13 protein-coding genes and 3 pseudogenes are annotated in these 20,027 nt (G+C 51.8%); 8 read left to right on the forward strand and 8 right to left on the reverse strand.

Annotated elements, in window-relative coordinates; all coding sequences use genetic code 11:
* Positions 1–330 precede the first annotated feature (330 nt).
* The 3 genes and pseudogenes from DHN12_RS13020 to DHN12_RS13035 all read left to right on the forward strand — a co-directional run bounded on the left by DHN12_RS13020 (position 331) and on the right by DHN12_RS13035 (position 4,828).
* Positions 331–3,486, forward strand: a complete 3,156-nt coding sequence (locus DHN12_RS13020; RefSeq protein WP_108860593.1) for a rhamnan synthesis F family protein — start codon at positions 331–333, stop codon at positions 3,484–3,486.
* 618 nt (positions 3,487–4,104) lie between these two features.
* Positions 4,105–4,460: pseudogene (tnpB, locus tag DHN12_RS13030) on the forward strand (IS66 family insertion sequence element accessory protein TnpB).
* A gap of 113 nt (positions 4,461–4,573) precedes the next feature.
* Entirely contained in the window at positions 4,574–4,828 is a 255-nt protein-coding gene (locus DHN12_RS13035; RefSeq protein ID WP_159090024.1) for a hypothetical protein, read from the forward strand.
* A 9-nt stretch (positions 4,829–4,837) separates the two neighbouring features.
* On the opposite strand, the gene DHN12_RS13040 is transcribed toward DHN12_RS13035, so the two are convergent.
* The 4 genes and pseudogenes from DHN12_RS13040 to DHN12_RS13055 all read right to left on the reverse strand — a co-directional run bounded on the left by DHN12_RS13040 (position 4,838) and on the right by DHN12_RS13055 (position 9,995).
* Complete coding sequence (locus tag DHN12_RS13040) at positions 4,838–6,184, reverse strand: class I SAM-dependent methyltransferase (protein ID WP_108860595.1); 1,347 nt, start codon at positions 6,182–6,184, stop codon at positions 4,838–4,840.
* Positions 6,185–6,493: 309 nt separating this feature from the next.
* Positions 6,494–7,799, reverse strand: a pseudogene (locus tag DHN12_RS13045) (DDE-type integrase/transposase/recombinase); the annotation flags it as partial.
* Positions 7,800–7,911: 112 nt separating this feature from the next.
* Positions 7,912–8,049 (reverse strand): annotated as a pseudogene (locus DHN12_RS13050) (IS5/IS1182 family transposase); the annotation flags it as partial.
* A gap of 161 nt (positions 8,050–8,210) precedes the next feature.
* Complete coding sequence (locus DHN12_RS13055; RefSeq protein ID WP_108860596.1) at positions 8,211–9,995, reverse strand: ABC transporter ATP-binding protein; 1,785 nt, start codon at positions 9,993–9,995, stop codon at positions 8,211–8,213.
* 584 nt (positions 9,996–10,579) lie between these two features.
* Between DHN12_RS13055 and DHN12_RS13060 the strand changes: the two genes are divergently transcribed.
* From DHN12_RS13060 to glf, 3 genes are read left to right on the forward strand one after another with little or no spacing between them, the layout of a single operon-like run.
* Positions 10,580–11,407: a glycosyltransferase family 25 protein gene (locus tag DHN12_RS13060; protein WP_159090025.1), complete on the forward strand. Its 828-nt coding sequence runs from the start codon at positions 10,580–10,582 to the stop codon at positions 11,405–11,407.
* Positions 11,404–12,294 (forward strand): hypothetical protein, encoded by an 891-nt coding sequence (locus DHN12_RS13065; RefSeq protein ID WP_108860598.1) that lies wholly within the window; start codon positions 11,404–11,406, stop codon positions 12,292–12,294. The genes DHN12_RS13060 and DHN12_RS13065 overlap by 4 nt, the downstream gene beginning before the upstream one ends.
* A 1-nt stretch (position 12,295) precedes the next feature.
* The gene (gene glf, locus DHN12_RS13070; RefSeq protein ID WP_108860599.1) at positions 12,296–13,444 is read left to right on the forward strand and encodes a UDP-galactopyranose mutase; all 1,149 of its coding nucleotides are present in this window, start codon (positions 12,296–12,298) and stop codon (positions 13,442–13,444) included.
* Positions 13,445–13,579: 135 nt separating this feature from the next.
* Here glf and rfbA read toward each other — a convergent pair whose 3' ends face one another.
* From rfbA to rfbC, 4 genes are read right to left on the reverse strand one after another with little or no spacing between them, the layout of a single operon-like run.
* Positions 13,580–14,449, reverse strand: a complete 870-nt coding sequence (rfbA, locus tag DHN12_RS13075; protein ID WP_108860600.1) for a glucose-1-phosphate thymidylyltransferase RfbA — start codon at positions 14,447–14,449, stop codon at positions 13,580–13,582.
* 11 nt (positions 14,450–14,460) lie between these two features.
* A complete protein-coding gene (gene rfbD, locus DHN12_RS13080) occupies positions 14,461–15,333 on the reverse strand; it encodes a dTDP-4-dehydrorhamnose reductase (RefSeq protein WP_108860601.1) in 873 nt (290 codons plus the stop codon).
* Complete coding sequence (rfbB, locus tag DHN12_RS13085; RefSeq protein ID WP_108860602.1) at positions 15,330–16,370, reverse strand: dTDP-glucose 4,6-dehydratase; 1,041 nt, start codon at positions 16,368–16,370, stop codon at positions 15,330–15,332. The genes rfbD and rfbB overlap by 4 nt, the downstream gene beginning before the upstream one ends.
* Positions 16,367–16,936, reverse strand: coding sequence for a dTDP-4-dehydrorhamnose 3,5-epimerase (rfbC, locus tag DHN12_RS13090; RefSeq protein WP_108860652.1), 570 nt, complete (start codon positions 16,934–16,936; stop codon positions 16,367–16,369). Before rfbC ends, rfbB begins: the two co-directional genes overlap by 4 nt.
* Positions 16,937–17,389: 453 nt before the next feature.
* On the opposite strand from rfbC, the gene DHN12_RS13095 reads away from it, so the two are divergent.
* Complete coding sequence (locus DHN12_RS13095) at positions 17,390–19,198, forward strand: hypothetical protein (protein WP_108860603.1); 1,809 nt, start codon at positions 17,390–17,392, stop codon at positions 19,196–19,198.
* Positions 19,195–19,995, forward strand: coding sequence for a hypothetical protein (locus DHN12_RS13100; RefSeq protein WP_108860604.1), 801 nt, complete (start codon positions 19,195–19,197; stop codon positions 19,993–19,995). The genes DHN12_RS13095 and DHN12_RS13100 overlap by 4 nt, the downstream gene beginning before the upstream one ends.
* Positions 19,996–20,027 lie beyond the last annotated feature (32 nt).

Below are 20,027 nucleotides of genomic sequence, written 5' to 3' on the forward strand. Positions count from 1 at the left end.
CCTCCAGATGCAATTGGATCAACCACCGTTCAATTGGCCTGTACCTCAAACACAAAAAACTCTAACCATAAGTGTCCATGAAATCGGGTTTCGGAACAATGCAAAACCGATTGGTCGCCAATTGACCAGCTGAGTGCACAAGACTTCGATTGCCCGATGGCAACCTCAAAACTCAAACGTAGCCGAACCTGGCGATTAATTTAATAGTCCCTTCGGACGTCATCGCGGGGTTGAGTTCCCCGCCGGCTTCTAATACTTTCAAGCTGTCGATTGTTCACGCGCGACTCAATTACGTGCATATCTCCGTTAAACCTCAGAAGTCTCCTCACCATGTCTGGATTTGCATTTCATGCTAGTGGCAAGCCACGCGGCTGGGTTCGTAGTCTGCTCTTTGATGGCAGAACCGCACGACCCTACGCGAAGCGCTTGGTTTTTCATAAATCAGGAAAACCCCGGGCGCGCTTTGCGCCATTTATCGAGGGAGCATTCGATGGCGTACAGAGCACAGAACCGCTTGTGACAAGCAATACTGACTACCATGTAATCCACGCAGAGCCGTTCCCAGAGCGCGCGCGCCTTTTGATTTACGTGGTGTATGCGGCTGAAAATCGTCTTTCTGATCTCCATCGATACCAAGTGGACTGTTATCGGGAGGCCGGTTTCTCGGTCGTTCTTGTTGCCAACTCCAATGGTGAGTTCAAATGCTCTGAGCAAGATTTGAGCCGTTTTGTCTGCGTCTTGTCGCGACCGAATCGCGGGTTCGATTTCGGAGCATGGTCCTGCGCCGTCCGCTCCATCGGCGGATTGAGCAATTGCAAAGAAGTGAGCTTTACCAACGACTCCATCATTCCGACCTCGGCTGACGCGCTGCGTGATTTGTTGGTGCGGTCTGACCGACGGGATGACGATGTGCTGTTTATGACAAACAACAATGAGTTGCGCCCGCATAAGCAAAGCTACTTTTTCACGCTCAGAAACCAGGCAATGAAAGGCTCCGCGCTCGATCTGCTTTCGGATATGACCGAATACACTTCGAAGTGGGATTTGATTAATGAGGTCGAGATTCACCTATCCGACCACTTTTCAGCGCTTGGTCTGACGGTCGGAGCCGTTTTCGACGATCAGGATCTTCTTGATGACCCCAGCAACGTCACGGTTCACAGATTCGAGGAAATGGTCGAACGCGGTTTCCCGTTCGTGAAGGCGACCCTTGTTACAGAAGGCGGTTTGGATTTCGACGACCCGCGCCTGAAGCGCGTACTGTCCATTGAAGTGCTCGATCTTCTGGAAAAACACATTGAAAGCCGCCAGAGTTCCGACAACGATAGTGAACTGAAGCGAAACATCCCGCCCACACCAACGTCGCCCCACGCAGGGTTGCTTGACACGCACGGCGTTCAGGTTTCGTGGAATCATCACCCGAGTTCCTGCGGCATTCTCAAAGTGCCCTTGGCGCAAGAGCCGGGAAATACCGCCCTTCCGGCGTCCTCACAAGCACGTGTCCTTGCAATCGTCCACTGCTTCTATGTGGACGTTGCCGAGGAATTGCTCAAAAGACTGAAACCTTTGGGCACCGGTGCGCGAATTGTGCTAACCACCGATACGCAGCAGAAGGTGGGTCAATTGGCAGACATTGCTGACCGCGAAGGAATGAAGGTCATCGTAGAGCTTCATGAGAATCGCGGGCGCGATGTTATGCCGTTTCTGGCTGCTTGTGCGCAGCATCTCGATCATGCTGACTTCGTTTTGCACCTACATACTAAAAAATCTCCTCATGATCATAAACTCAGCAATTGGGGAGAATACCTTTTCGAAAGCCTTGTTGGCTCAGCAGAGATCATTGCATCCAACCTTGCCATCTTGGGGCAAAAAGGCGTCGGCCTTGTCCATCCCGCACATACGACGACTATCGCAGGTCGGTTAAATTGGGGTTTCAACTTTCCTGCGGCGCGCGACCAACTGGAAAAGATCGGCATTCGCATCACCGCGGATCAGGTCCTCGATTTTCCAGCTGGGACGATGTTTTGGGCTCGACCGGAGGTTCTGCGTCCGCTAGTGGATCTTGGCCTTTGTCCAAACGACTTTCTACCCGAGGCGGGTCAGGAGGACGGAACACTCGCACACGCAATCGAGCGTTCGTTCACTTATGTCGCCGAAAGCCTCGGATACGTAAGTGTGCCGGTTGTAGCAGAAAGCAAAACAGACCTAACTTCGGGAATCGCTATGTCAGTTCGCCCATCAGAACTCTCCGTACTCCTGAAACGAATTTCCAAGCTCAATCTCCGGGGCAAACGACAGGGATCAAAATACTTTAATGCCGTACCGGAGGTCTATCCTGTAGCGTCGGTCCCGGAGCAGACAGATCGCCCGAGGCTAAATGTGCTGATCCCATCGTTAAAGCCCGAGCATACATTTGGCGGGATATCAACGGCGTTGAAAGTGGCAATGCGAATCTACAGGGAATTGGGCGACGCGGATATACGTTTCGTCGTCACTTCGACTGACATCGACAAAGCCTCTCTGGAAACAGCCGCTGGCCTAGTTGACTGCCCGGTGCTAAGAGTACGGGCAAGCGATATTGTCTCAGGAGCCACCGTAATCTCCACCAGCAGTGATCGCTATGATGCGATCAGGCTTCGAAAAAATGACTATTACTTTTCAACCGCCTGGTGGACCGCAGATCTTGCCTTTCGACTGATGGCAGATCAACGTCGCATGTTCGGAAAATGTTCCCCGCTCGTCTATCTGATACAAGACTACGAACCCGGCTTTTATCAGTGGGGAGACACATTTGCCGGCGCTGAAGCGACCTATGGTCGAGGCGAAGAAACGATCGCAATCATCAACTCTGAAGAGCTTGCGAATTTCATGACTGAAAAGTATCGCTTTTCATCGGTTTCACGCCTGCCATTTGAGATTAATCAGGCGATCGCCTCTCGTCTCACGCCTATCCCGAAAAGCAAAACGATTTTTGCTTATGGCCGCCCCAATACGCCGCGAAACTGTTTTGCAGCTCTCGTTGAGGGCCTGCGCATTTGGCAGGCACGCGATCCGGGTGCCAATTGCGCTTGGCGAATCGTCTTTGCGGGCGAACCGTTTCCCCCGCAAATGATCGACGAACTGGAGAATGCCTCCTGCGTCGGCAAACTTAGCTTGGAGGACTACGCCGCTCTGCTGAGCGAAACAGGCGTTGGACTGTCACTGATGATGAGCCCGCATCCGAGTTACCCCCCTCTTGAGCTGGCGATTGCCGGTGCACGGGTGATCACGAATGACTACGACCACAAGACAATGTCGGAACGTAATTCGAACATCATCAGCTTGCCTTCTATCGCGCCTGATCGCATAGCTGACGCATTGGACCATGCGACTGCATCCGCTCCGATCGGCAAGATCGTGGCACCATCAGAAATCATCCGTCCCGCATCGAATGTTCCTGAGTTCGACCCGGCAGAGGTCGCTCGCGCCCTGCGAGCCGAGAACTAGAGAGTTCGGCACCGGATCTACCTTGCTATGAGGTTGACACAAGCTGTTTGCAATGCATACAGACGGACTACAACCATGAACAGCTATGGCGCATATTGCGTTTGTCGGTTTCGGCGGTTTGCGGCTTTAACAGCCCATGCAATATGTTCACTCGTGAGCGTTCGATAGAACTGGCCTAACGGCGTCAGGGAGAGTGATCTAAGTGTCCGCCGTCGTTTGTGGACACTGCGGGGCACTCTATGAACACGCTTAAGAAGCGATTTTGGGCGGATGACGAGAAGTGGGAGATTTGCGCGCAGTCGACGACGTCAGGCATGTAGGTGGCACAGGTCGCGCTGCGGTACGCAGCCAACGCGAACCTTATTTTCAATTGGCTCAAAGACCCGCACATTGCTCTGGAGGCGGAAGCGATCGATCAAGGGACAACGTTTCTGCCGGTTGAGATTGAAGCCGACGTTGTGCACGAAAGCCCTAGTTTCAGGCGCGGACAAAGCTGTATTCACCAGCCCCTCTTTCTGCCAGCCGGGTTGATACCACCCTTTCGGATGGATAGCGCATTCTGGTCGAAGGACCGACGGCAATAACTGCTGTAGTCAGCCTTGTACAGCGGCTGACGGATTGATCCCTGTTCCATCCGACACTCGCATCTGGTTGGCGGATGGCGTCGCAGATATGCGGCGAGAGTTCAACATGCTGGCGGCTCAGGGAGAGAAGGTTCTGGAACTGGACCCGTATTTGGCCATTTGTTCGTATTTGAACGGCGGCGTGGCGACTTGCTCAAGACTATCTGGTGGGACGCGCAAGGCGCGTGCCTGTTCAGCAAGCGGTTGGAGAAAGGGCGCTTTGTTTGGCCAGCTGCAAAGGACGGCAAAGGGAATGTCACGCCAGCCCAGCTGTCGATGCCGCTTGAAGGGATCGATTGGCGGATGTCGCAAAAGACCTGGCGTCCGCTGAAGGCCAGGTGGGTCAAATAAATACAAGGTCTTGAGCGCTTTGAGGATTCACGTTATGTCCCCTTCCTGGCACAGGATCGGCAATGCTGAAGTGCTTCGATATCATGCCGGATAACCCGTAAGAAGTGTGGGCCTTGAACCAGCTTTTGGCAAATGAGGTCAAGTCTCAAGCGCTGCTTATCGAGAAGCCCAAGCATCTACTGGCAGGACAGCACCGGCGCCGGTTTGGCGTACGCTCCGAGAGCCTGGATCAACTCAGCCTGACCTTAGAAAAAGACGAGGCGATTGCAGAGGCGGCGAAAGATCACACGAGGCCCGCGACGTCGACTGATGAAGGCAAGTCGCCGCGACAGCACAGCCGCAAGCCGCTACTCCAATCCTTGCCTTGATCACTTCTTTTAATCTGAGTTTGCTGTCTCTGATTTGGCCCTGAAGCGTTGGGGGGCTCTTTTTTCGGCGGACCTGCGCATTTTCTCACGGGAAGAACTTGAGAGAAAAGGGATGCGCAACAGCATTGAGAGAACCATGAATTTCAGCCAGAGAAAAAAGCCAAGCAATGGATTGCGGGCAATCCGCTCGTATGACAGGCGCAGTTCGGATATCTTCTTTTCTTGAGTTTCGGTAAGCTCCCGGAGCTTGCTCGCGTCACCAATCAATTCACCCTGGACCTGTTGTAGTTCGGATATTTTCGTAGCCTGAACTTCGGCACGCTCCCGTAGCATGACTGCGTCGTCGAGAAGATGGGGAATTGGATTCTGCTCTTCGGGGTAGAGTGCACGCACATCCTTGATCGTTGACACAAAATCAGATGTTTTGAATGGGTCGTACCCAGCCAACCGCAGTTCACCTATTGTCGAAGCCACCTCTTCCATCGGCTCTGCTCCAGCTCCCCACGGATTGGCTCCCTCGCCCATGGATGACGGCGGACGATCAACCACCGCAGCTTCGCCAAGGAGCCTCTTATCCAAATCAAGTTTGATCGCGCCAACCTCATGTCCGGATCGGAGGAGCGGGTCGTCCGCCACCATACGTTCCTGGCCTGCTACAACACGCGAGCCGACCCGCGGCGGTCCGCTGACACTTTTTCGAATGATGCAAACGGAATTGTGGAAAGAAACGGATTGGATCAGGGCGATGTGGTGCTCATCCAGCGTCAGATTCCAATGGCGTTCAAACCCCTTCAGTTGCGACCGAATATCCCCGCCATCTCCCCAATGCTCCGCGTTAACCACGTCGGCTAGCCTCCGAAGAAACGACATCGCGGAATATGGCGCGTTCAAACCACCTTGCCAGGCCTCCCAGTAGGAACAATGAAGATCCTCTATCACATAGGTCCCCCCGGGTTGAACCATGCTGAAATATCGGGAGAAAGTGGTGATTATGTCGGATGATCTGTGTGACCCGTCATCCGCGATCAAATCGTACATGTCAGAGTTCTGGCGGATCTCGTTCTGTGTTTCGTCCGTATTCGCATCACCAATGATCACATGAATCCGATCGTCATCGTAACGAAGACCAGAACATTTCGGATCGATATCGCATCCGACGAACAGCGAACCGTTCGGAAAATAACGGGACCAGATCTCAAGTGAGCCGCCATTCTGAATTCCGATTTCAAGCAGACGAATGGGTGACTCACGAAGCGATGCAAACTGCTCGTCATAGATCTCGAGATAGGAATGCCACTTGTCGCTCACCTTCCCCTCATGTTCGAGGTATAGGTCGTAAAGTGAATCATTTTTCATTTGTACCTGTCGTGGTTAGATGCTGCCCCGGTGCCTCGTTTACACGGCAAGGGCTTCGAAGGCCAAGGAAATTCTCTGCTTATTGCGAATATGTTTGGCACCAACCCAATAAGGTGCCCGGCAGTTCATAGGCACATCACAACGCCGATGGAATGAGCCGTCATCCCACTACTTTGGTTGGAATCGACCTGTCACTGAACTAGCGGCAAACCCAAATGGAGATCGAAAAGCGATAGTAGGCTGGTGTCCTTTGTCGTCGCAAAAAAGAAGATCCCAAAATACACCTTGCGGGAGTACGCCCGCCTCATCGGCGCGTTGCCTGTGATGCAAGCGCCGCGCTTCGAGGGTCTTTTGTTTGATCCTTTCCCGCTGTTGTAGAATGGTTTTGTCCCGCCCAAAGTAGACGTCGGAAGGTGCAACGTTGTTAATGCTCTCGTGATAGCGCTGGTGGTTATAATGATCGACGAAGGCTTTGATCTGCGCTTCAAGTTCACCCGGCAGGAAGTAGTTTTCAAACAAGATACGGTTATTTTGGGTTTGATGCCATCGTTCGATCTTGCCCTGTTTTTGCAGATGGTGCGGTGCGCCATGAGAGTGCTTAAGGCGTTTGTCTTCCAGCCATTCTGCTAAATCCCCGAAACGTAGCTTGAGCCGCTGTCGTTGAGCGGGCGTGGCTTGAGTACGACGTGGATTTGATCACAGCCGGATGCCTGTAATGCCATGTCCAGCGTATCGGTGACGTCCCCAGCACGCACGTTCGTGCACCTCTTCCAAGGGACGGTGTAACGGCTGTATTCGCCTAGGGCCGTACTGAGATGGAACCAGTCACAGCCCAGAACCTTGATGTAGGAGAAGTCCGTCTGTCAAATTTGGTTGATCGCTGTCGTCTTGTGCTGGAGCTAATCGGCTGCCTTCAAAACGATAAAGACCGGGCTGGTGATCAGGTCATGGGCTTTGAGCGCGCGATACACTGTAAGTCCCAACACAAAATAGCGTTCTTGATCGGTGAACGTGTCGGCCAGTTCACGTGGCGACAACCTTGCGTTTCACTTCTGTGGTAACACATTCCCAAACGTGATTGGGTCTGGGAGATTTATCTTGCAACCCAGCCTCACTGCGCTGAAGATATCGATCCTACCAGCGGTAGAATGTGGTGCGGGGAATACCCAGCTTGGCGAGTGTCCGACGCGCTCACAAATGGCTGTCTTCGACCAATCGGATGATCTCCAGTTTCTCAGATGCGAGGTACCTCCTTAGTGGTCACCCTCATCGCCTGTCATGCTTTTTTGAACAGACGCAGTTCAAGCGTCTGCTACGCAACAGCGCCTTGAGACCCCTTGTCTCAAGGCGCTGTTCCTTCACCTCGTCCGTGTTCGCTGCACGCGCTGTATCGCCGGCCAAACGCTTCTTTCTGGCCTCCATGGAGCCCTTCGATCACTTGTAGTAGAGGCCCTGCGATATGTCTTCCTGGCGACACAGCTCAGCGATACTGTATTCGCCGCGCAGGTCGTCCAACAAGATCCTGATCTTCCCCTCAGAGGAATACTGTTTTTAGCGTCGTCCGCCGAAAATCATTGACGATCTTACCACTTGGGCTTTTTGCTGTCTTTCTCAGCGCCCACTCCTCAGTGGTTACGATGAAGCAAGAAAACTCTCTTATCAAATCACCCTAATTGGACCCATAAGCGCTGAAGTCAGACACTAAAGGCGGTGGGCGCATCAGGTCAGCGTAAGTCATTGCAATTGATGAAGTTAATCGTACTCAATGCGCTCCGATCATTAACCCGAGGTTTGCCGTGCGATGTGGGAAAGAAGGGCTCAAGACGCGCCATCTGCGCACCAGTAAACCAGAAGGGATCAGACATATTCTTCAATACCATGAATCATGCTGACTGATGGAAATCAATGCGTCCTAAACGTAGGCTGCCCATGCGCACAGTTGTTCGCTATCTCTCAGCAATGTAAGAACGCCGCCCTCTCCGATCTTGGGAATCCCCACCTTATGAAGAAATAGGAATTTGTTTCGTCATTCAGCCACCTTGGTATCAACATCACGTTTCTTGAATTGCTGATTAAAAAGGTTCTTGAACTGACCATTGAGTTGCATCAGTTCGTCCAGGTTGCCGTGCTCGACCACGGCACCATCCTGAACAACCATAATCTTATCAGCCTCAAGGATTGTCGACAGGCGGTGCGCAATCACGATAACGGTTGTGTTCAGTGTCAGCGTGTCCAGCGCCGCCTTCACCAGCGCCTCAGACTCAGCGTCCAGTGCGCTGGTGGCTTCGTCCAGCAACAATATCTCGGCATCGCGCAAAATTGCACGGGCTATGGCTATGCGTTGTTTCTGGCCGCCTGACAGGAACGTTCCGTTCTCGCCGACATGCGTATCATAGCCACCCGATAATCCGCAGATGAAGTCATGCGCATGTGCAGCTTTCGCTGCTTCGATAACCTGCTCGTCCGTTGCATCCGGCGCCGTGCAACGCAGGTTTTCCATCACAGTTGCGGAAAACAAGAAGGTGTCTTGGCCCACATATGAGATCTTTCGCCTAAGCGAAGAATAGCTAGCGTTCTTCAGATTCTGCCCGTCGATTTCGACACTCCCTCCGTCGGGGTCATAGAATCGCATAATCAGGCCGAATATTGTCGACTTGCCCCCGCCTGACTGGCCGACCAGCGCAGTGGTTTTCCCTGCTTCGAATGTTACATTCATGTTTTCGATTACCGGAATCGATCCTTTGTACCCGAAGGTTACATCGCGGAGTGCGATTTCACCCGGCCCGTCAAGCAGATCGCGTGCATCAGGGTCCTCTTGCATTGTGTCTTCTTGGTCCAGTAATCCGAAAAGCATGCCGACACCGACCATAGCAGCTTCAATCTGAACGCGCATTTTCGACAAACGTTTTGCAGGTTCATAGGCCATTAACAGTGCTGTGATGAAGGACATCAGCTGACCAGCCGTTGGCTGTTCGCTACCTGCAATCCCGAGAGTGCTAACAACCAGAACGCCGGCTATAGCCAACCCGGCCAGAAACTCCATCAGCGGGCTGGCGATCGACTGCAGCCGCGCAATATCATTCGAGCGTTCTTCGACTTTGAGGATGGCCGTTTCCATACGATTAATCATCCGATCCTCAAGAGAGAATACCTTGATGACTTTGATGCCGGCCGAGGTTTCCTGCAGCACACGAATAATCTCTGCCAGCGACTTGAACTCTTGCTGCATGATCGAGCGCACGCTTTTCAGCAGGTAGCGCACGCCTAGCAAGGCCACGGGTCCGACAACAAAAAACATGATGGATAGCACGGGCTGCTGGTACACCATGACAATCACAAGACCCACCAGGGTCAAGGCGTCTCGGACGAAGCCGGTGACGATTACGTCAATAAGAGTTCGGGCAGATTGAGCACCCATTGTCGTTTGCATCAGCAGGTCCGAAGACTCATTCTCGGCAAAAAACGAAACACCGTGCCTCAGTAGTTTACGATAAACTCGGTCTTGTTGCATCGCAACGATCCGGTTGCCCGCGCGCGCTAGGTATATAGACTGGATATAGGATGCGACTGCCTTGGACAGAAATAGCAGAACAACTCCGAGCGCGATCGCAATAGCCCAGTCGCGCATTTCCGGACTGGTCATCGCATCAACGATGTACTCCATCATGAATGCAGAGCCTGCAGTGGTCGCAGCAACGGCAATCATTGCAACGATGGCAACGGCATATAGATGACCTTGGGCAAAAAAGCTCTCACCGATGAGACGACCCATATAGCCTGATCGCCATTCGGTCCAGGCACGCTTAATCATTGCACTCTCCAAATCATGAAATCATGCGCTCGCTCAGATAACTTAAAATCATTCCTGTCTAAAGGGCAGATCAAATGACGCGACAGAGTTGCCCATTCGAATGGTTGCGCTATTGTCTACGCCAAATATGCTTGCGCGCGGGATTGAGCAAGTGTCTGCTGCAAAATTGAAGGCTAGCGATGCCGCATATTCCGGCACTGGAGCATGCGACCTTTGCTGCGTTTCGGGCGCGGGCATGCATACTTTACGCGAAATTCTCTGGCGAGCACTTTCATCTCCACAATTATTGGGTGCGCTGCGTGTTATTATTGTGGCCGCAGCCCCACAATCGCAATAACCTAGGGTGCGACCGGCATAATCCCCCACAGGGAAATTTGGTGTCGACAAATGATTTTCTTCGTAGTTTCATTGTGATATAAGAATGCGGAGTCACAACAATGTTCTGCTTTTTGGACGATCTTTGTGGCGCTTGTCTGATTGTAGACCCTGATCGATTTTTTACCGCAGGAAAGCGTCGATGCAACACGTAGATAGGGATCGACCGTTTGCACTTGTAACTGATAAACACGGCCCATAGTAACGCCGTGAAAAAAATTATTGGTAATAGTTTAGTGTCCATCAAGACCGTCATTTTGAGTCTACCGAACGATGTAGAAAGGCGACGTTTCTGCGAAAGCGAAATTGCGCGCTTCGGCCTGAGCCACAAATTTAGCGATGCCATTGCTGGCGAACAGATAAACAACTCGGAGTTGCGGCAATTTTACGATGCGGACATGAACCGCATCAAATTCAAACGTCCGCTCAGCCGAAATGAAGTCGCCTGCTCGTTGGGTCATCGTAAGATATGGCAAGAGATTGTGGAATCTCAAGACTATGTCAGTCTTGTTTTGGAGGATGACGCCGCCTTTGTGCAGGACCCTAGGCCCTTTTTGGAAGGGCTCTTGGAATGTGGTGAGTGTTTCGAAGACGTTATGATCAAGCTGGATGGCATTTCGAGGAACAATGGGATGGTGATTAAATCCGTTGCAGATCAGGATCTTATCCTGTCTGACCGTCTGCCGCCAAGAACTACCGGCTACATCATCGGCCGACGCGCCGCCGAGCGCCTATTGGCGCTGAGCGCGCCGATCGCGCGACCGATTGACATCGACCTAAAGTTCTACTGGGAGCATAACGTACCCATCCTGACCCTTGGGCAAAAGATGATTACAGAACGCGAAGACATCAACAGCACCATCGATCATTGCCGAAGCAAAACCAAACCGGGTTCACCCATGGCCAGATTTGTTCGAAACTTAATGTACCAGACAAAGTACACTTACGGACGATTGAGCCACCCGTTGAACCCAGATATGATTGAAGGGCTCGGCCCCCTGATGCAGGCCGGCAATCGGGTTCGGAACCGCGCATGAAGAATAGCCTTGTGGTTGTCCGTGCGGGCAACAAGTCATTGCACCGTCGGTGGCAAGAAAGCCCCTATGAAGATCGTAACTACGATCTTCTGATCAGCTATTTCTCAGACGAGGCGTTTGCGGCATTCAAACCTGAACCCGGTGTCGAGGCTGTGCTGGTAAAAGGCGGTAAATGGGACGGGTTGTTCAAAACCCTCGCCGACCGTGACCTTGATAAGTATGACTACTATTGGCTGCCGGATGACGATCTGGACATCAGCGCTACGGATGTAAACGCGCTGTTTGATGCTATGCAGGTTCACGGATTGCGTATCGCACAACCGTCGCTGACCCCCGAAAGCTATTTCTCGCATTTTGTGTTCAGCCAATGCCCGGGCTTCGTGCTGCGGTACACAAACTATATCGAGATCATGGCCCCGTGCCTGCACAAGGATATCCTGCAGAAAGCACTGCCGCTTTTTCAGGGCACCATGAGCGGCTATGGTCTGGACTATATATGGTGCCGATGGGCCGAGGCTGGCGCGTTTCGAACCGCCATTCTGGACGAAATTGCGATGCACCACACGCGGCCGATCGGAAAGAACCTGAAAGCTGCGATGGCCGAGTCGAATAACCTCAGCTCAGAGGAAGAAGAGGCCGTTCTAAAGCAGATGTTTGATCTGTCGCGGCGTACCGTTCCGGTCGTCTTTGCCGCGATCCTGCAAGGTGGGCAACCCATCTCGGGTCGTTTGCAGTTGGGATGGCACATGTGTCGGGCGTGGATGTCGGTCCTGCCGAAGTTCCGCAGTGCCAGCGAGGCGCGGTCGGGGATTTTCAAAATTGCCCGCCGTCAGCTGATCAAACCCCTCGACATGACGACGATTTCGATGAAACAGGAAAGCCCCTGATATGCAGTTTTTGATGGTTGGGGCCGGATTGTCTGGAGCCGTGATCGGTCGGCAACTTGCGGAACAAGGGCATGATGTCACCGTGGTCGACAGCCGTGACCATATCGGTGGAAACTGCCACACAGAACGGGATGCCGATACCGACGTGATGGTCCATGTGTACGGGCCACATATCTTCCATACGGATGACGAAGAGGTCTGGCAGTATGTGAACCAATACGCCAACTTCTTGCCTTATAAGAACAGGGTCAAAACCACCTCGCGGGGGGAGGTGTTTTCGCTGCCGGTGAACCTGCATACAATCAACCAGTTCTTTGGCAAGACCATGCACCCGGACGAGGCCCGCGCGTTTATCACCGAAGAACAGGCTGATACATCCATCACCGACCCGCAGAGTTTCGAGGAACAGGCGATGCGGCTCGTCGGTCGCGACCTTTATGAGGCGTTTTTCAAAGGCTACACGATCAAACAGTGGGGATGTCACCCATCCGAGCTGCCGGCGTCGATCCTGAAACGCCTGCCGGTGCGGTTCAACTACGACGACAATTACTTTTTCCATAAATTCCAGGGCATGCCCGAGAGCGGCTATACCGATATGATCGCCGGTATCCTCGATCACCCCGGCATCACGGTGAAGCTGAATACCATGTTCGACCGCAACATGGCGGATGGCTTCGACCACGTGTTCTACTCAGGTCCGCTGGATGGCTATTTCGACTATGAGCTAGGGCGCCTGGGCTACCGCACCCTTGATTTCGAACGGTTCACCTATGACGGCGACTATCAGGGTTGCGCGGTGATGAATTATGGCGAGGAAGAGGTGCCCTATACCCGGATCACGGAGCACAAGCACTTTGCCCCTTGGGAAACGCATGACGGCTCGGTCTGTTATCGCGAGTTTTCCCGCGCGGCGGGTCCGGATGATATTCCCTATTACCCGATCCGTCAGGTAAAGGAAAAAACGTTGCTGAGTGAGTATGTTGCGCTGGCCGAAGACACCCAAAACGTCACGTTCGTTGGCCGTCTGGGCACCTATCGGTATCTGGATATGGATGTCACCATCCGCGAAGCCCTCGACACTGCGCGCGCTTCTTCAGCCGCGATCGCGGCGAAACAAATCCTGAAACCGTTTTACGTTGCGCCAGTTTAGGCGCACGCTGGACCGTTTCGGTCCAGCTCTTACCCGCTTCAATTTTTAGCTGATCGGATGGATCCGTCGGTGTTCCGGAACAAGCTTGGATCAAAATCATACTGGATTTTCAGGAGCGCTTTTGTGGTGTTAGCCTTAATCGCTCAGCAGCGAATGAAGGTAGGCGCCATACGTAGATTTTGCGAACAGTTTCGCGCGCTCCTCAAGGGCGGCGTCATCGATCCACCCATTGCTCCAAGCGATCTCATCAAGGCTACCGGTCTGCATACCCTGACGTTCCGTTAGCGTTCTTACAAAACTTCCGGCCTCTAACAGAGTACCGTGCGTCCCAGTATCCAGCCACGCAAAGCCTCGACCCATAGTTTGAACATCAAGCAGGTTTTCGTCCAAATACATTTGCAAAAGCGATGTAATCTCAAGCTCGCCGCGCTCAGACGGTTGGATTTCTTTAGCCCGCGCCGGTGCGTCACCATCGAGAAAGTAAAGGCCGGTGACCGCGTAGTTTGACGGCGGGTTTTGTGGTTTTTCAACAATCTGGTGAACCTTTTGGCCCTCAAAAGCAACAACGCCATACCGCTCTGGGTCGGCGACGCGATATGCAAAAACCGTACCGCCTTGTTTATTGGCATCTGCCTGGGCCAGAAGGCTTGGAAGACCGTGGCCGAAGAAGATATTGTCGCCCAAGATCAATGCCGAAGGAGCGCCGGCGAGGAAATCTTCCGCCAGAGTATAAGCTTGCGCCAAGCCGTCAGGAGAGTCTTGTATGATCCAAGTCAGTGACAGCCCATATTGACTGCCATCGCCAAACAAGCGAATGAACTGTTCCTGATCCTGCGGTGTTGTGATAATTGCAACTTCGCGGATCTGTGCCAACATCAATACACTGAGTGGGTAGAAAATCATTGGCTTATCGTAAACCGGCAGCAACTGCTTGGACACGGCCATCGTTATCGGGTAAAGACGCGTTCCAGAGCCTCCGGCAAGAATAATTCCCTTACGTTGCATGTGTTAACCTTTCAAAATTGGCATTTTGGAGTCTGGCCTAATTGCCTCAGTACCTCGGTCACCCCGGCCTTCCAGTCAGGGCGAACAAGCCCATACGTTTTCTCAATCCGGGAACAGTCCAAGCGAGAATTTTTGGGGCGGGCAGCGGGCGTCGGGTATGCGCTGGTCGGGATATCTTCAACCGAAATATCTAAGCCTGCCTGTGAAAAAATCTCGCGTGCGAAATCTGCCCAGCTTGCGTCTGGGCTTCCTGCATAATGAAACAGGCCACCCTCCACACTGGACCCTGCCTCGGCCATTCTAATCAATGTAGCTGCGATGTTCGCTGCAGGTGTGGGCCCCCCAACCTGATCGGCAACTATAGTCAGGTGGTTGCGTGTTTCCGCCAATCGAAGCATCGACTTGACGAAGTTGCTTCCATGCGCAGAGAACACCCAACTTGTACGAAGAATACCGTGCCAGCCTCCGGCTGCCGCCACCTGTTTTTCGCCTTCCAGTTTGGAGCTACCGTATACTCCAAGCGGGCTAGTCGGGTCGTTTGTTGTTCGTGCGGACGTTCCCGATCCATCAAAGACATAATCCGTCGAGATGTGGATGAAAGGAATGCCACGTTCGGCTGCCGCATGGGCCATAGAACCAGGCGCATCAGCGTTAACGCGCCGAGCGATATCTTTCTCGCCTTCAGCCTTATCGACCGCAGTATAAGCAGCGGCGTTGATGACAACATCCGCATTGGTTTTCCTAATGTGGTCAGCGCAATTTTTCGGATGTGAAAGGTCGGCGTCCTCGCGACCCATCGCCTCTAATTGGATACCACGCGCAGGCGCTTGCCGTTGTAGTTCTGTAGCGACCTGCCCGCTTCGACCGAAGACGAGTATTTTCATTTGGACATACCAAGGCGATCACCAACACCATCGCGCGCCAGAAGCGCATTCAACCAAGCTTCGTTGTCCAGATACCATTGGACGGTCTGTTCCAATCCCGTCTCAGGAGTATAAGTCGGGTGCCAGCCAAGATCTTCAACAATTCGAGTTGGATCAATCGCATAGCGGCGGTCGTGGCCAGGGCGATCAGTAACGAAAGTGATCTGTTCAGCATAAGGTTTCTCTGCCGGTCGAAGCCGGTCCAGAATACTGCAGAGCAATTTGACGAGTTCAAGATTTGTCATCTCGTTTTCGCCACCAATGTTGTAGCTTGCACCTACGGCCGCTTTTTCCAGAACAAGCAGCAGAGCCTCTGCATGGTCCTCGACATGCAGCCAGTCGCGGATGTTGTCTCCCTTACCGTAAATAGGTATCGGCTGCCCAGACAATGCCTTGTGGACAACGACCGGTATCAGCTTTTCGGGAAACTGATATGGACCATAATTGTTTGAGCAGTTTGTCAAAACAATAGGTAATCCATATGTTTCGTGCCAGGCGCGAACAAGGTGGTCCGAGCTCGCCTTTGAGGCCGAATAAGGCGAATTAGGTTGGTAACGACTTTCTTCTGTGAAATATCCGGTTTCTCCCAGAGTTCCAAAAACCTCATCGGTCGAGATATGGTGAAAGCGAAATCCAGATGGCTTGCCCGCATCAGTCCAGTAAGCGCGCGCCGCCTCCAAAAGAACGTATGTACCAGTTACGTTTGTATCAATAAACGCAGCGGGGCCGTCGATTGAACGGTCAACATGGCTTTCAGCAGCCAGATGCATGATCGCATCAGGTTTGTGTTTCTTGAGCACAGACTTCATCGCCGACGGGTCGCGAATGTCTGCGTGTTCAAAGGCGTAACCATCCGCATCAGCAACTGTTGCAACGTTGTCGAGGCAAGCCGCATAAGTCAACGAATCCACGTTAATTACGGAATGACCTTGGGCAATTGCACGACGGACAACCGCGGACCCAATAAAACCGGCGCCTCCGGTGAGCAAAAGTTTCATTTGGTGTCCTCAAATATAAAAGGGGATTCCTGCTCTGACAGGCGCAACGCAGCCGCATCCTTATCAGATAGCTTTAATTCGGTTGTTTTAAGCGGCCATTCAATGGCGATTTCGGGGTCGCTCCAGTGAACAGCCCCCTCGGTTTCAGGAGCGTAAGTATCAGAACACTTGTAAACAATTTCGGTGTCGGGTTCCAGCGTCATAAACCCATGAGCAAATCCTGCCGGGACGAGTAGCATGCGCCCGTTTTCGAAACTCAGTTCCGCTCCGACCCATTTACCAAAGGTTGGTGACCCCTTACGAATATCTACCGCAACATCGAAGAGTTTTCCACGTCCGCAGCGTACGAGCTTGGCTTGGGCCTTCGGTGGCGCCTGAAAGTGGAGGCCGCGGACAGTTCCAAGTTCGCTGGACATAGAGTGATTGTCCTGGACGAAAACTGTCTCGATCCCTGCAGTGGTAAACTCATCAAAGTTGTAAGTTTCTTCAAAAAAACCTCGGTTGTCGCCAAATCGCCTCGGCGTAATCAGCTTCACCTCAGGGATAGAGAGGGACAAGAATTCCATAATAGACATTACCTATAGATGCCACCCTGCAGTGCAAGCAGGATCAAGAATGGGCTAGCGCAATCACCATCGCTCGACAATATCCAAATAGGCAAATATTCAAAATTTGCGGGCCGGGAATGTCTCAATGTGGAAAGTTGCGGGTTAGCAAGCCATTCTGCAAGACAGGTGACCTCGGAGCGGCAGACCAATTGCGGTCAACTAAGCAGTTTTGGTTGTCGGGGCTTTTCGTTGGTCAATGCCCACACCTCAGTATGGGCATAATATAATTATTTATCAATTAGTTAATACTAAGTCGTGATGCTTGATTGTTTTGTACCTCCGTTCGCTGCATTGGAATCTTCGAGGCCATCAGAGATATAGTTTCGTTCAGTCTAGGTGACTACTGGCAGCCGCGATCAATGCTTGGTATCAACGGCGCCGAACTTTCACTCACCGCGTGTTGGAGGGAATATGCTGTCGCAGGAACGAAACAAGGCTGAGGTCGTTCGACGGACGGGATACGCGTTTTCCGCAATTTCGAACCTAATTGAAAACCATGACGTTATTGCATTCGATGTTTCTAAAACATTACTGTCGCGCTGCGTGCTAAGCTCGGATGGCGTTTTTCGTTTCATGGAGCAGTCACTTGGTGTCGAAGGTTTCTGTGGCGCAAGACTAAAGGCGGAGCAGCTTGCCGAGCGGCGTTTTGGAACTAATGAAGCATCCGAGATCAGCCTAAACGAGATTTACAGCCTGCTTGCAGTACTTCTGCCGGACAGCACCGTGACGCCTGACGATGAAAGGAAGTGCGAAGAAAAGTTCCACTTTTCAAATCAAGCCTTTGTCATGATTGCCGCAGTTGCTCGGGAGAAGGGGAAGCGACTGATCGGTATCAATGACACGCAAATGAACAAAGACCAAGTATCGAGGCTCTTGGAGGCACTCGGGATTGAACTGGATGCGTTATATAGCCCTTTGGATGGTCATCACTTTCTTTTGAAAGCCGCAGCTAATGAGGAGGCTGCACCAAACCGTGCCCTGCATTTCAGCCAGCGCAAACCCACGAATATGAACGAAGACGTGGACAGCTCCATAACTGCAATTCATGTAATTCAACACAGCGATTGCCTATGGCAGGATGATGCCCCATTTGTTGATCAAGGTCGCGGAGAATACACGTTCACGTCGGACTTGATTTTGGGCCAGATCGCAGCGCGATTGCCTCATGTCGATCCTGAGGAACCCGATCTTTACAGTTGCGGCTTCAATGTTTGTGGGCCGCTTTTGTTGGGGTTTTGTGACTATATTGCGGAACACTCAATGCAGGATGGGTTCTATGAGCTACTTCTTCCTCCTGGCCAAATCCACATTATTGAGCAATCGCTAAGTACTCTGAAACTGCCATTATCATGTTATTCGATCAGCGATGTTAAAGAAGTAATAACCAGTGATTTTTCGAACGTCTCTGCCGAAAAACGCAAACAGTTGCGGCATCGTATTGAAGCATGGAAATCTCAAGATTCAAAAAACATTGCTATTGTGGATGTCGATGGCAGCGTTCTGGACTTTGATTTTTTGACTTCGCCACAAGTGCATCGGTATTGTATTTTTGATCAAAGTTCTCCGGTTCGCCAGGAAAGAGCTTCAGCTTATTTGCTTGACGGTGCGAACGCGACTAACACCGATGTGTCGGTAATAGTAGGTACAGTCCTTTTTGACTTGTTGTTTGCCAACCCTAAAGCGTCCTTTCCCAATCTGAATTCTAAGAAGGACATATCTTTGACTTTGAATGGCAAAGCTGAAGCGATCACTGATGTTGGACTCCTCGCTTCTATTTGCGTCCAACGAGGGGCTCTCGATTTCCTCCGTATGATCGCGCCAATAAAGGATACGTTAGATCGCCGGGAACTGAAGGACTTCAACTATTTCTGTCTTACGCGCCTGGTCACAACGCCAACTGAACGGGAATACCGGACATTCGAAAACGTTCCGTTTCCGTGGTGCAAGGGTGAGACTGAATGGAGAACGATCGAGTCTTACTGGAAGCCTGAGTCAATCTCGTCAAAATACCTGACCGATTTTCGTCGGCAGATTCACGAGCAGCAGCTGCACAACTACGACCGTATGCTGCCAAATTCCATTAAGGATTTATCTATGCGAGACGACATAGGGCAACTTGATTGGCGCCGTATAATGTACCGCCACCCGCTGAAAATCTCGTACTGGAATTCAGTGCGGCGTTTTCAGCGTCAAAAACAAAATGAACTGGGTCAGAAATGACAGTTTCAAACGGCGACCCGTTGAAGATTTTCGTTCCGTTTGTGAATGAAAAGATGGCAACTGAACTGTTCTCTGAAAACAAGTTTTTGTTGAATATGGATATTTACTTATTTGACAATCGCGGTCGATCGGCAGGCTTGCCGAAGCTATACAACGAAATCATAGAAAACCACTTGAATGAGGATGTGTGGCTGTTTTTCGTTCATGAAGACTTTGAAGTTCAGGGAGAGTTGTTTGGCACAGAGAACTTGGCACACGAAGCAGTCTACGGGACCTTTGGAGTAAGGCTGGACGGGCATGCGCCGGTCGGGTTTGGACAGCATAAGTGTAGTGAAAAAGATGGCTCCTCGGTGCTACAGGTTGGTCTGCCGGTTACGTCACCGACTTGGGTTGAAACATTGGATTGCGTGGCGATCTTAATACACACTCGGCTGTTGAGGGATCGACCTAGGTTGCGGTTTGATGAGGCCCTAACGTTCGACCTTTATGCCGAAGACTTTTGTATCAATGCACAGGAGAATTTTGGCGTTCCTGTCATGGTTTTGCCCGTTGAGTTTCAACACTACTCTAAGGGATATGTTACAGAGCGTTATTGGCGTGGAATAAAACATCTGGGCGAAAAATACCCAAATGTTGGTGTGCCCGGAAGTTGTTCGTTTATTGGGGGGAAATCGCAAGAGCTTGAAACCCATTATACCTATGATATTCCAGCTAACAGAAAAAAAAGGCGTGATAGAGCGGCGAAGAAAAACCGAAACTATTTTAAGGCTTTGCGATTATTTAGAAAACGCCCCTAATTGGCGGTTATACGTAGCAGGTCATTTAGCCC

This window comes from Ruegeria sp. Alg231-54, from assembly GCF_900143525.1.
Classification (GTDB): domain Bacteria; phylum Pseudomonadota; class Alphaproteobacteria; order Rhodobacterales; family Rhodobacteraceae; genus Ruegeria.

What these genes read in the sequence shown, in the direction of transcription:
- DHN12_RS13020 (WP_108860593.1), top strand. Translation starts at nt 331, where the DNA reads ATGTCTGGATTTGCATTTCATGCTAGTGGCAAGCCACGCGGCTGGGTT.
- DHN12_RS13040 (WP_108860595.1), bottom strand. Translation starts at nt 6,184, where the DNA reads ATGAAAAATGATTCACTTTACGACCTATACCTCGAACATGAGGGGAAG.
- DHN12_RS13055 (WP_108860596.1), bottom strand. Translation starts at nt 9,995, where the DNA reads ATGATTAAGCGTGCCTGGACCGAATGGCGATCAGGCTATATGGGTCGT.
- DHN12_RS13065 (WP_108860598.1), top strand. Translation starts at nt 11,404, where the DNA reads ATGAAGAATAGCCTTGTGGTTGTCCGTGCGGGCAACAAGTCATTGCAC.
- glf (WP_108860599.1), top strand. Translation starts at nt 12,296, where the DNA reads ATGCAGTTTTTGATGGTTGGGGCCGGATTGTCTGGAGCCGTGATCGGT.
- rfbA (WP_108860600.1), bottom strand. Translation starts at nt 14,449, where the DNA reads ATGCAACGTAAGGGAATTATTCTTGCCGGAGGCTCTGGAACGCGTCTT.
- rfbD (WP_108860601.1), bottom strand. Translation starts at nt 15,333, where the DNA reads ATGAAAATACTCGTCTTCGGTCGAAGCGGGCAGGTCGCTACAGAACTA.
- rfbB (WP_108860602.1), bottom strand. Translation starts at nt 16,370, where the DNA reads ATGAAACTTTTGCTCACCGGAGGCGCCGGTTTTATTGGGTCCGCGGTT.
- rfbC (WP_108860652.1), bottom strand. Translation starts at nt 16,936, where the DNA reads ATGGAATTCTTGTCCCTCTCTATCCCTGAGGTGAAGCTGATTACGCCG.
- DHN12_RS13095 (WP_108860603.1), top strand. Translation starts at nt 17,390, where the DNA reads ATGCTGTCGCAGGAACGAAACAAGGCTGAGGTCGTTCGACGGACGGGA.
- DHN12_RS13100 (WP_108860604.1), top strand. Translation starts at nt 19,195, where the DNA reads ATGACAGTTTCAAACGGCGACCCGTTGAAGATTTTCGTTCCGTTTGTG.